Here is an 11,209-nt window from a genome sequence, read left to right on the forward strand (position 1 = left end):
AAGGGCAATGCTGGCGCTGTCGTCGGGCCGGGCAGTTGCTGGCGGAGATGCCGAAGGCGATAGGGGCAAAAGGGAGCGGCAGTAACCAGTATCAGGTGTCCTCGCACGATGCGAGGACACCAACTCCAACCCTCTCCGACCTAGGCATCACCTATAGCGACTCTTCCCGCTGGCAAAAGCTCGCGGCCATCGATGAAGAGAAGTTCGAGGCGGCCGTTGCTGCCGCGAAGGATGCGGCCGGGCAGGTGACGACGGCGGCGAGTCGCAAGCCGCGCTGCACAATGCCGAGGGCAACCCAAAGCACGAAATGCACCAAGCCATGCACGGCAAGGCGTTTTTCGGGTAGCAGTCACTGCTGGCGCGGAAAATGCAGACGCTGCACCGCGCAATGCCGCCAGCAAGCAGTCACGGCGGCGCTCCAGGGCTTTCTGCGGACGGTGGTGCGATGGTATTGCCGCGCGGCAGATCGTTCGCTGTGGCGCGATTCTGCAAGCCGTAGGGGCGTTGCTGGCGCTGCCGCGCACGGCCCGGTAGGTTCATCGAGCACTCCCTCGATCACGGAAAAGTCATAGGGCGCTGTCAGCGAAAGGGATGCCGGGAAACAGGCATCGGCCGCCACAAGTTCATCTGGCTGAATGTCCGCTCGCAATTACGCAACGTTGCGCAATTGCAACGCTCGAACCTGCCGCGCGTGCGTGGCGGCGACAGTCTCACCCTGCATTTGCAGAGTTAGAAGCCGCGAACCTGCCGCGCGTGCGTGGCGGCGACATGTTTCAAGTGGACTGTAGTCCACTTGATCGGAACCCGCTATGCGTGCGGGTGCGCAGTGGTTGGTGTCGGCCTGGGGTAGATCGTTCGTCCTGACGCGATTGTGCGAGCCCTTGACGTGCTGCAGGAGATCGGGATTCTTTCGCCGGCAGCTTGATTGACGCCAGACCAGACCCGGCCAAGCGCCGGGTTTTTCGTTGGGGCGGCAAGGTATCCGGCAAGGTATCCGTTACAGGCGAGGAAACCTTGCCGGCCGAAGCCGGCGATGGTTCAAGGCAAGGTTCAAGGTGTCAGCGGCGCATGGTTGCAGGGAAGGTTGCAATCACCGACGCACTGGTAAAAACCTCATTCCCGAAACGTGCGCTAAGTGATTGTCATCGTCGAAGTCATGCCGCCCGCGCGCGCGAGGAATTCCCGATCGGATCAGAAAACCTGCAAGAACCAGACATGCCTGCGCGCGAGGCGTTCCCACCAACTGCCTGCTGGGAGCAAGCCTGACTGGTGGCTGGCCGGTGACCTGGCGCCTTTCTGGAGGTCACGCTGCGGGCGTTTTTTCTCTGGCGTGTTAGCCCGGTGTTAGCCCAGCAAAAAGCCCGACCTTGTGAGCCGGGCTAAGTCTTTGATTCTTTGGTGCCGCTGGACGGAATCGAACTGTCGACCTTCGCATTACGAATGCGCTGCTCTACCGACTGAGCTACAGCGGCACGGGTATTGATCGTACCCCATGCAGGACCAAGATTATAACAGCGGCCTCCTTCCTTGAAAACACCCATGAGCTTTCTCGCCGGTGCCCTCGGCCTCAGGCGTCGAAACGACGTACCCAGAACAGTTCATGGCGACGGACGGCCTTGCGGAAGAATTCGTTTTCGCCGGTGGGTGGCCAGGAACGACCAGTGAGCACTTGCTGGATGCGCCGGCGCAGGCGCTTCTTGAGCGACAGGCGGCCCTGCAGATCGTGCTGCATGGCCAGCGCCATGGCCTTGTCGAGCTGTACCGCTTCGTTCAGCGTCGGGCTCCAGAGCCCATCCGCGGGCAACTGCACGAGTGCCGGCGGCAAGGCGATGCCACAGCCGGCCGGCCCCATTGGCCAGCGGTCGTTGTCGTGCAGGTGATTGGCGTAGAGCAGCGCGATTTCGGGTTGCCAATTCGCCAGTTTTGCCGCCAGATCAATTGCCAGGGTGGTGGCGTAGTGATCGGGATGCGGGTCGAGCTGCGGGTGCGGCGTGATGACGATTTCAGGACGGAAGTGTTCGAGCAGAGCCACCAGGTCGCCGAGCAGGTTCTTCCCCGAAGGCTGGCCATCGGCGTCGGCTGGCAGTGGCAATGGATTGTGGCGGCGCGCGCTGCGGATATCGGACTCGCCCGATGCGCGGGAAGCAAAGGCCTCCGCGGGGTCTTCGAGCATCGCCGACAGCTGCAGGCAGTAGTAACCGAGCTGCACGCAGCGCTGCTGCGAAACGTTGCCCCAGAGCGGTACGGCGATGCTATCCCAACTGCGCAAGCGGCCTTTCAGCCTTGCCGCCTGCGCGGCATCGAGGTCGTAACGCTGGTACGCCTCTGCTTCGACCTCGCCCTGCGTCAGCGTCACGATGAGCACCTCGGACGCCCGGCTGTAAAGGCCGAACGCTGCCAGTTCGGCGTCGTCAGGGTGCGGCGCGAGCACCATGACGCGGCGCTGTGCGTAGTCCGGGTTGTCCAGCGTATACAGCGTGGCGGTCGCCGGCAGACGGCAGTGCCGCCCCTGGATCAGCAACTCGCTACGGGCAAGCACTGCCGCCTGCCCCGAGACATTCAGATAGCGCCGGCCCATTACGCTGCGCTCGAAATCCTGCCGGTCATCACCGAGCAGGACCTGCGGATCGAACCAGCGTCCGAGTCCGCTGCTGCGCAGTTCGACTTCAAGGATCAAGGTCTCGCCAGCCGCCAGTGGCTCGCTCAACTGCACGCGGCCATCGCGTAGCGACACCTGCTGCCGGGGGGTATCTGGTGGGAATCGGTACTGGTAGTCATCGTGCGGCGAATAGAAGAGATGGTCGGCCAGCCAGGCCTCGTGCACGATCCAGCCGAGCAGCAGCAGGCCGGGCAGCAGCCACCAGGCGACGAAAACGCCGAGCACGACGAGCAACAATCCGGCCAAGAGCAGCAGATAGCGTTTTTGACGACGGTAGCGCGAAAGTAATTTGGGTTTGCGTGATAGCATGACTGGCCTCGGGGAGGAATCCGCTGGCATCGCGGAGGACACGTTGTCTAGATTTGATAGGCTGGCACACGATGGCACCAGCGATCCTTGTATTCACGATCGGCACGACCGAAGGAATAGCGCAAGGGTTTGCCGAGCGCGCGCGCATCCTGCCAGGCGGCTTGCGTGTTGACGAAGCTGAGGACGCTGCCGGGGCTGAACTCGCGGCATTGCGGGTCTACTCCGCCATTGATGTATTCGAGCGAAATCCACTGCGGGGCCTCGACGCGGTAGAGAATCTGGATGGCGATCGGCTGCCCGTTGCGCAACAGTACCGCACCGGTCATGAATTCGCGCAGCAGCGCAAAGACCTGGCTCAAGTGCGCCGCGCCGCGGGCGGCAAAGCCCCAGCGGCGCTCGAACAAATCGGCGTAGATGGCAGCCTGCTCGGACGGTGAGAAATCGAGCATCGAACGAACGCTGCCTCCCGCTTCCTCGAGCAGGCGCCATTCGCGGCGCTGGTTGTAGCGGAACTTCTTGCCGTAGTCTTCGGGGGGGCGCGCCAGCGCCAGGCCCTGCGGCTGCGGCCGCAGCGTACTGATGCGCGCGGCGTTGAGTTCGGAGACGTAGGGCACTCGGACACGCACCGGCACGGAGGCCTCGGCAGCGATCGGCAGAATGATCTCGGCATTACCGAGGTCGAACAGGCCGCGCTGGCCGCGCTTTTTGAGCACCACCTTGGACAGCGCCAGATAACGCCCCCAGCAGGGAATCGCCGCGAGCAGCCGATCGCCGGCAAACCAGCCGAGGTAACGCACCGGTATCGCCGCCAGCCCTGCCAGCCGCTCGACGACGAGCGGGTGCGTGGCGACACTGCCGCCGTACTGTTGCCAGGCTTGCGCGTAGCTCGCTGCATCGATCGGCGTCCAGCCACGCTCGCGCCAGGCGCGCAACAGCGTCAACATGCGTCTCTGCCTGCGGCAACGCGCGGTGCATGCACGGCGACCAGGCGGGTAACGTGCCAGAACTCCGCGCTGCACGCCTCCTGCTCCTGCCCCATCTTCCGATCGATCCCCAACGACTCTTCAAAACAAGAATGTACCGCTTTTTGTCATGCTCTGGCTGCCCGCAAGCAGGAATGCCAAGGCTTACCGTCGAACCCGGAGGTTGTTGAGGAATGGCATCCAGGTCTGTCGCTGAAGGGGCCTGTGTGCGATCTCAGGGCTGGACGCATTCCCTGACGAGGCGATCCCCGGCGCGGCCGCAGGGTGTGGGCGTCCCGGCTTGCGGGTGCGGAGTACCGTCTTCGTCGATCTGCGCGGCCACGGTATCCCAACTGACCAGGCCATGCCTGTCGAGGGACAGGCGCAGCAGCCAGCCGGTCCGGGCGGCGGGGAGGTCAAAACCATCAAAGACGAAGTTGCCGAGACTATAGACGATCAGCCTGCCCTGGTAATACTCGATGTCTTGCGTCACGTGCGGATGCCCGCCGACCACCAGGCTGGCACCGGCGTCGATCATCAACCGGGCCAGTTGCCGCTGCCGTTCGCTCGCTTGCCGCTCGCGTTCCCAGCCCCAGTGCATGAAAGGGATCACCAGGTCGGCGCCGGCCGCGCGCGCGGCGCGGATGTCGGCGACAACCTGGCTATCCTCGCTCCAGGCGATTCCCGGCCATTCGGCACCGGCTTCAAAGGCACGCGGCTTGAATTCGTTGTAGGCCAGCACGGCGATGCGCAGGCCGCGCCGTTCGATCCACAGCGGACGGTGCGCCTCGGTCAGATGGCGACCGCCACCGAAGGCGGCGATATCGTGGCCGGCGAGATGAGCGAGGGTTTCGAGAAAAGCTGCCTGACCGTAATCACCGGAATGATTGTTGGCCACACTGAGCGCATCGAATCGTCCACGCAGAACGGGCAGCACGCGCGGGTCGGCGCGGAAGCTGAAAATCTTGTTGTCCAGCGGTTTCCCGGTCGTGGCAATCGGGCATTCGAGGTTGCCGATGCGGTAGTCGGCGTCCCGCAGCAGCGCCGCGAAGGGCGACAGCGGGTCCCCGCCGCGGCGGATCAGGCGGCCCGGCCCCTCGTCAAGCATGATGTCGCCGACGAAAATCAGACGGACGGGTTCAGCGCGCGCACTCCCGGCGAGGAGGACCCCCAGTACGCCGAGCAAAATGACCAGCAGACGCAGCCCGCCCTGCCCACTCATCGTGCCGGCTCGCTGGGAAACCACTCGCACCAGTATTGCAGCTCGCCGTCGCGAATCGGCTCATAGACCTGGTGAAGACCCGTAAAGCCGTAGCCGGCACGCTTGCCTGCGACCGGCGGATAAGGGTATGTTGCCTGCTGGATCGGCACCGGTCCGCTGTCCCTATCGGCAAAGACATAGAGCTTGATCGACGCCAGATCTGCGGGTTCCTTGTGAAAAACAATGCGGAAGAGGAAGTACGATCCGATCGGCTGCACCGGGACGGTATAGGGCGAATTGACCGGCCGCGCTTCCAGGTCGCGTGTATCACCGCCGTAGGTGACGTGACAGAGCAGCTTCTCGGCATGCACGGGTGCGGCAAGCAGCAGGGTGACGACCAAGAGGCGTTGGCAGTGCTTCAGCATCCTGTGCCAGCCTATGACTGCCGCTCGATCCAGGCCGCGATTCGCTCGGCCGCGGCTTCCCAGTGGGCGTCGAGCATCAGCGTATGTCCGGCACGCGGAACCACCGCCACCTCGGCCTGCCAGCGCACGGCGGTCAAGCCCAGCCCGGCCGGCGGGAACAGCGCGTCCGCTTCGCCGCCGATGACCAGTACCGGCAACGCTGGCCGGCGCCAGCCAAGATGCATCGCCAACAGCGTCAGATCAAGGATGGCGCGTCGTGATTCGGACTGGAAGAATGGCGCAAAGCGGATCAGATTCTCGTTGGTCGTCTCCGGCGAATAGTAGACATCGCGCATCATCTGCAGCGTCTCCGGCGAGTACTTGCCGCGGATGGCACGCGCTTGCTGGTCGAAGAAGGTGGGCTCGGACAAGGCAATCTTCATCGTCGCGCCGAGGATGCCGATCGGCGGCACCGGTGCCATCAGGACCGCTGCCTGTGCCTGCTGACGTTCGAGAAGGCGTTCAATGACCACGGTGCCCATCGAGTGCCCGATCAGGATCGCCGGCACATCAAATTTCCGGGTCACCTGGGCGAGATCTTCGGCATAGTCGTTGATGCCGAAAGTGTGGAGATGCTCGCGGCCCTCGCTGGCGCCGTGGCCGGAGAGGTCGAGCGCGTGGCAATCGAAGCCGCGGCCGCTGAACCAGGGCAGAAAGTAAGCGTCCCAGCAATCTGCCGTGGCATACCCGCCATGGACAAATATGAGAGGAGGAGAACGCCTGGCGCCGACCGCCGGCCGATGCAGGGTATGGATGCGGCGAGTTTTCATGAGCGAGTGGGAAGTGTCGGTGAGAGCTGTGGGTTGACGCTTTCTGAAGGTTGATGACTGTCGGGCTAGACGCTCAGGGTGCTGGCGAGGAATTCGCGAAGTATCGCAGGGTCGTGCCGGTACAGGCAATCTCCCTTTTTCAATGAACATTCGCGACTGGCCCGGCATTCTGATCGACACTGGCTTGGTGGCGCTCCTGCACCATCTCCATCGCCGGCAAACTGGCGCACAATGGCGCCTGCTGACCGTCTTTGGAACCATCGCATGCAATTCCAGCCACGCATCCTCGTCTGTCTGGCCTCCGAGGAAATCATGCAGAACACCCTGCCCGCCCTGCGCCTGCGGCCAGCGCAGGTGATCATCGCGACCAGCGACTCGGAACCTGCACGCCAGGGTGCACTACAATTCAGCCGCGTCCTGCACGATGCCGGCTGGCCGGCCCATGCGGTACGCATCACAGAGCACACGCCCGACCACGATCTCGGGAACATCAGCCGCTACGCTCAGGAACTCGCTGCTGAACTGCAGGGCCAGCATCCCGGCCTGCCGATCGACCTGAATGCCAGCGGCGGTACAAAGGTGATGTCCTTCGGTTTTGTCGGCGCGCTCGCCGGTCTCGGCGATGCCTGGTATTGCGATACCCGCCACGGCCTACTCGAGCATCTGGGAGGTGGCGCACCGCTGCTGCTGCCGGCCGATCTGCTCAAGCTCGGCGATGTCCTGCAGGTACAGGGTTATCGCGTGGTGGCCGACCCGACCTGGAACCCGACCTTCGTGTGCGCCGCTGCCGCACGCGCCGACCTGACCGAACATCTGGTCCTTGAAGCACCACGGCTCAACGGCTTTTTTGGCTACGTCAACCGGCTGACGCGCGAAGCCTTGCCACAGAGGCGTACGGACGGCAGCATCGTGCGTACTTTCCGTGCCGAAATCCTCGCCCAGCGCCCGCTGTTCACGAATAACCACGAACTGGCGCGCGCATTTGAACAGGCCGGCATCTGGGAATGGGACGGCGATTGCCGCTTCGTCTTTGCCGGTGAAGCGAGCGCCAGGTACGCCGGTGGTGGCTGGCTCGAGGAATGGGCCTGGCTGACGCTGGCCGGGCTACAGGCCGATGGCCTGATTCCCGACGGTCATTGGGGCACCAATCTTCGCGTCGATGCAGGGCACGGCCTGCAGGAGGCGGCCAGCAACGAACTCGATGCAGCACTGGTGTGGCGCAACCAGTTGCTGGTTCTCGAGTGCAAGACCGGCGTGCAGATCAGCACCGAAGGCGGCAGTCAGTCGATCCTCAACCGCCTGGACAGCCTGCGCCGCCATGTCGGTGGTGCGATGGGCGAAACCTGGCTGCTCACCGCGCGGCGCCTGCAGCAGGGCAACGGCGCGGCGGCGCGCGAACGCGCACGTGCCTACCGCATCCGCCTGATCGAGCCTGAACATCTCATCGATCTGCGGCTGGAAATCTGTGCCTGGATGGATATCGCGACCGCCACGTCCGCAGCCACGGAACCACCTTGAGCATGGAGGTGCGCCCGCCCGGCGGGCGACGACCAGCCAGGCAGCCCGATCAGTTGGCGGGCAGGTGCAAGCGGTCGAGTCGCAGGCGCTGGCGTTCATCGAAGAGGCGTCGGGCGCCCAGACTCACCGCCACCATGGTGCCGAAACCGGTGCCGCCGGCGATCAGGAACATCACCAGAATCTGGTACTTGACGGCTTCCACCGGCGGTGTTCCGGCCAGGATCTGGCCGGTCATCATCCCCGGCAGGCTGACGATGCCGGCGGCAGACATGGCGTTGATGATCGGGATAATGCCGACCCGCATCGCTTCGCGGCGGCTGTCGGAAATCGCCCACTGCCAGTCCTGACCGAGTGCCAGCCTGGCTTCGATGACCGCTCGTCCTTGCGCGGCGTCCTGGGTCAGACGATCGAGTCCCAGCGAGATTCCGTTCATGGTGTTGCCGAGCACCATGCCAAGCAGCGGTATCGCGTATTGCGGCGCGTACCAGGGGTCGGTGCCGATGACCAGGAGCAGCGCCAGCAGTGTCACCGTGAATGACGAGACGAACATCGACAGGGTGCCGACACCGAAACCCCAGCCGCCGACAAAGCGGCGCTTTTGCCTGACCATCACCTCGCGCCCGGCGACCACCAGCATCACCGCTGCCAGCAAGGCCACCCAGAGCGGCTGCGCACTCTCGAACAACACCTTGAGCACCAGGCCAATCAGAAACAACTGCACCGTGCTGCGCGCGGCCGAGACCAGCAGCGGGCGTTCGACGCCGATCCGCAGGCGCCGCGACAGACCGGCGAGAACTAGGATCAGGAGCGCGGCGATCGCAAGATCGAACGGCGAAAGCGCAAGCACGTTCATCGCCGCCCGCTCTCCTGCAGCTTGCCGCCGTCGAGGTGATAGCGGCGTTGCGCAACGCGCCCGATCTGGCCGGCGTCATGGCTGACCCAGAGCAGCGCCGCCTGTCGCTGCCGGCGATAGTCGTCGAGCAAGGCCTCGACGCGACGGGTACTGTCCTGGTCGAGGTTGCCGGTCGGTTCGTCGAGCAGCAGGACGGACGGGGCCTGCATCAGCGTTCGCAACAAGGCAAAGCGCTGCCTTTCGCCGGTCGAACAGCGGGCGACTTCCCAATCCATTGCGGCTACGGGCAGGCCGAGCCGTTCAATCCACGCCGCATCGATACCGTGCTCGAAGTGATCACGGATCCTTTCCGACCACCACTGGCTCTCGGCGACCAGCAAGGCCACCGCGCGCCGCCACGCGGGCGCTGGCAGGCTCGTGCAACTGGCGTCATCAAGTCGCACCTCGCCACGATGCGGGTCGAGGTCGGCGATGGCGCGCAACAACAACGTCTTGCCACTGCCCGAAGACCCTTCAATGCAGACACACTCGCCAGCTCCGATCGCGAGTTCAATCGGACCGACATGGCGGGTCACGAGCTGTTGAATGCGCAGGCAGGGCATCGACGATCCGAAGTCTGAACCAGCGACCAGCACAGCGACTTGGTCGCAGGGGCGTTTGCGGCGCCCCTCACGAGTCGCCGCCGACTTACAGGATCGGCGTATGTGCGGCAGTCGGCATTGCCGAGCCGCTCGGTTCGTATACCACATGCGGACGGCCAACGAGCAGTGGATCGATCGGGCCGATGGCCTCGATGTCCTTGCCGGTGTAATTCAGCTTGTGGAGGACGTAACGCATGGCGTTCAGACGCGCCCGCTTCTTGCAGTCGGACTTGATCACCGTCCACGGCGTCTCCGCCGTGTCGGTATGGAAGAACATCGCTTCCTTGGCTTTGGTGTAGTCATCCCACTTGTTGAGTGAGGCCAGGTCGATCGGCGACAGCTTCCACTGCTTGAGTGGGTGCACCTCGCGCTCCTTGAAGCGGCGGCGCTGTTCCTTGCGGCTGACCGAGAACCAGAACTTGACCAGGTGAATGCCACTGCGCACCAATGTACGTTCGACTTCCGGCGTCTGACGCATGAATTCCTGGTATTCCTCTTCGCTGCAGAAGCCCATCACGCGCTCGACACCGGCGCGGTTGTACCACGAACGATCACAGAAGACGATCTCGCCTGCGGTCGGCAGGTGACGGACATAGCGCTGGAAGTACCACTGACCCCGCTCCTGTTCATTCGGCTTCTCGAGCGCGACCACGCGCCCGCCCCGCGGATTGAGGTGCTCGGTAAAGCGCTTGATGGCACCACCCTTGCCTGCCGCATCGCGCCCCTCAAAAATGATCACGACGCGCTGCCCGGTTTCCTTCACCCAGTTTTGCAGCTTGAGCAGCTCAACCTGCAAACGGTACTTCTGCTTCTCATACGCCTTGCGCGACATCAGGTTGCGGTAGGGATAGGAATTGGTGTCGCGCCAACTGGTTGCCAGTTCGTCGTCGGGACTGGTCGCAGGCTTGGCCGCCGGCTCTTCCTCCTTGCCGAGCAGCGCCTTGCGCAGGGCCTGCGCATCATCCGGCGAAGATCCGGTCATGATCGCTTCCAGCGTCTTGGCCAAGGAAGCCGTATCGCCGACGTTCGCCGAAGAGATGATGTCACGCAGGGCGACTTTCTTCTGTTCGATCGCCGAACTGGCGGCTTCGGCTACGTCATAGGCTTCCATGCCACCTGGGGTACGCGCCGGTGCAATGTCACCGGCAGAGGCCTTGCGCGGCTGTGCCGAACGCGTGGTCGTGGCAGGAGCACGTGTCCTGGTAGCCCGTCCTGCCGGTTTGGCAGCAGGAACCGCCGGATTGTCAGGGGTACCGGCCTTATCTTCAGCGCCTGCTGCGGGCGGCGGGGTTATCTTGTCCATCTATCTCTTTCTCCAATGGGGGGGTGTCTGTTGCGAAAAGTCGACGCCGGATCGTGGTTTGGCGGTGCCTGTGATGATACCGCCGAGATGTCATACACTTCAATCGCTTGAATGCCCTTGAGCAAATCTTTTCCGGGTTTTTCTGCGGTTGCCGTGCTCACCCTGAAAAAGTCCGGCCCGGCACCTGCCGAGCGCGCCACGGGCGGCAAACGGCGCCCCAAAAAGCCGGACTTTGATGAGTGATTTCAGCGATTTTCGGACGATTCCATCTCTGATTGTGATTATTCTTTGTGCAAGCACTTTCTCAATATGCAATTTGTTAGCATAGGCCGAATGCGCCGAGAAATTTGCATGCAAACAAACGTCACCATCGGTCGCGTCTCTAGCAGCCTGTCGGACTTGGAGCCCGGGAAACCGACAAATTTTACTTTTCGGCATGGAAAAGGCCGGAATTTGTCGATTTTCCGGCCTTTTTGAGGCTTTTCCTCGTTTTTCTCTACTGCAGGCGCAACTTGGCCATGCGCTTCAA

Annotated in this window: 11 protein-coding genes and 1 tRNA gene; 2 read left to right on the forward strand and 10 right to left on the reverse strand. The window is 63.3% G+C overall.

Features of this window, described 5'->3' with window-relative positions; genetic code table 11:
• Positions 1-405: 405 nt before the first annotated feature.
• On the reverse strand, positions 406-540 hold the full coding sequence (locus AW06_RS20710; protein ID WP_273704703.1) for a hypothetical protein: 135 nt from the start codon (positions 538-540) through the stop codon (positions 406-408).
• Between the two features lie 381 nt (positions 541-921).
• On the opposite strand from AW06_RS20710, the gene AW06_RS20715 reads away from it, so the two are divergent.
• Entirely contained in the window at positions 922-1,266 is a 345-nt protein-coding gene (locus AW06_RS20715; RefSeq protein ID WP_273704704.1) for a hypothetical protein, read from the forward strand.
• A 130-nt stretch (positions 1,267-1,396) separates the two neighbouring features.
• Here the strand turns inward: AW06_RS20715 and AW06_RS13895 are convergent.
• The 6 genes from AW06_RS13895 to AW06_RS13920 form a co-directional block, all read right to left on the reverse strand.
• Positions 1,397-1,472, reverse strand: a tRNA-Thr gene (locus AW06_RS13895).
• Positions 1,473-1,567: 95 nt separating this feature from the next.
• Entirely contained in the window at positions 1,568-2,968 is a 1,401-nt protein-coding gene (locus tag AW06_RS13900) for a PIG-L family deacetylase (protein ID WP_034951236.1), read from the reverse strand.
• 47 nt (positions 2,969-3,015) lie between these two features.
• Complete coding sequence (locus tag AW06_RS13905; RefSeq protein WP_034951238.1) at positions 3,016-3,912, reverse strand: GNAT family N-acetyltransferase; 897 nt, start codon at positions 3,910-3,912, stop codon at positions 3,016-3,018.
• 253 nt (positions 3,913-4,165) lie between these two features.
• A complete protein-coding gene (locus AW06_RS13910) occupies positions 4,166-5,152 on the reverse strand; it encodes a CapA family protein (protein ID WP_273704705.1) in 987 nt (328 codons plus the stop codon).
• The gene (locus AW06_RS13915) at positions 5,149-5,556 is read right to left on the reverse strand and encodes a hypothetical protein (RefSeq protein WP_034951240.1); all 408 of its coding nucleotides are present in this window, start codon (positions 5,554-5,556) and stop codon (positions 5,149-5,151) included. Before AW06_RS13915 ends, AW06_RS13910 begins: the two co-directional genes overlap by 4 nt.
• Before the next feature lie 11 nt (positions 5,557-5,567).
• On the reverse strand, positions 5,568-6,365 hold the full coding sequence (locus AW06_RS13920; protein WP_034951243.1) for an alpha/beta fold hydrolase: 798 nt from the start codon (positions 6,363-6,365) through the stop codon (positions 5,568-5,570).
• A 264-nt stretch (positions 6,366-6,629) separates the two neighbouring features.
• Between AW06_RS13920 and AW06_RS13925 the strand changes: the two genes are divergently transcribed.
• Positions 6,630-7,883 carry a DUF1887 family CARF protein gene (locus AW06_RS13925; protein WP_034951244.1) on the forward strand — a complete coding sequence of 418 codons (1,254 nt, stop codon included), beginning with the start codon at positions 6,630-6,632 and terminating at the stop codon, positions 7,881-7,883.
• A 49-nt stretch (positions 7,884-7,932) separates the two neighbouring features.
• Here the strand turns inward: AW06_RS13925 and fetB are convergent, their stop codons facing one another.
• The 3 genes from fetB to ppk2 all read right to left on the reverse strand — a co-directional run bounded on the left by fetB (position 7,933) and on the right by ppk2 (position 10,680).
• Positions 7,933-8,736, reverse strand: a complete 804-nt coding sequence (gene fetB, locus AW06_RS13930; protein WP_034951246.1) for an iron export ABC transporter permease subunit FetB — start codon at positions 8,734-8,736, stop codon at positions 7,933-7,935.
• On the reverse strand, positions 8,733-9,338 hold the full coding sequence (locus tag AW06_RS13935; protein WP_034951251.1) for an ATP-binding cassette domain-containing protein: 606 nt from the start codon (positions 9,336-9,338) through the stop codon (positions 8,733-8,735). The genes fetB and AW06_RS13935 overlap by 4 nt, the downstream gene beginning before the upstream one ends.
• An 85-nt stretch (positions 9,339-9,423) precedes the next feature.
• Positions 9,424-10,680: a polyphosphate kinase 2 gene (gene ppk2 / locus AW06_RS13940; RefSeq protein WP_034951247.1), complete on the reverse strand. Its 1,257-nt coding sequence runs from the start codon at positions 10,678-10,680 to the stop codon at positions 9,424-9,426.
• Between the last annotated feature and the right edge of the window lie 529 nt (positions 10,681-11,209).

Origin of the sequence: Candidatus Accumulibacter cognatus, from assembly GCF_000584975.1 — a bacterium.
Taxonomy (GTDB): Bacteria; Pseudomonadota; Gammaproteobacteria; order Burkholderiales; family Rhodocyclaceae; genus Accumulibacter; species Accumulibacter cognatus.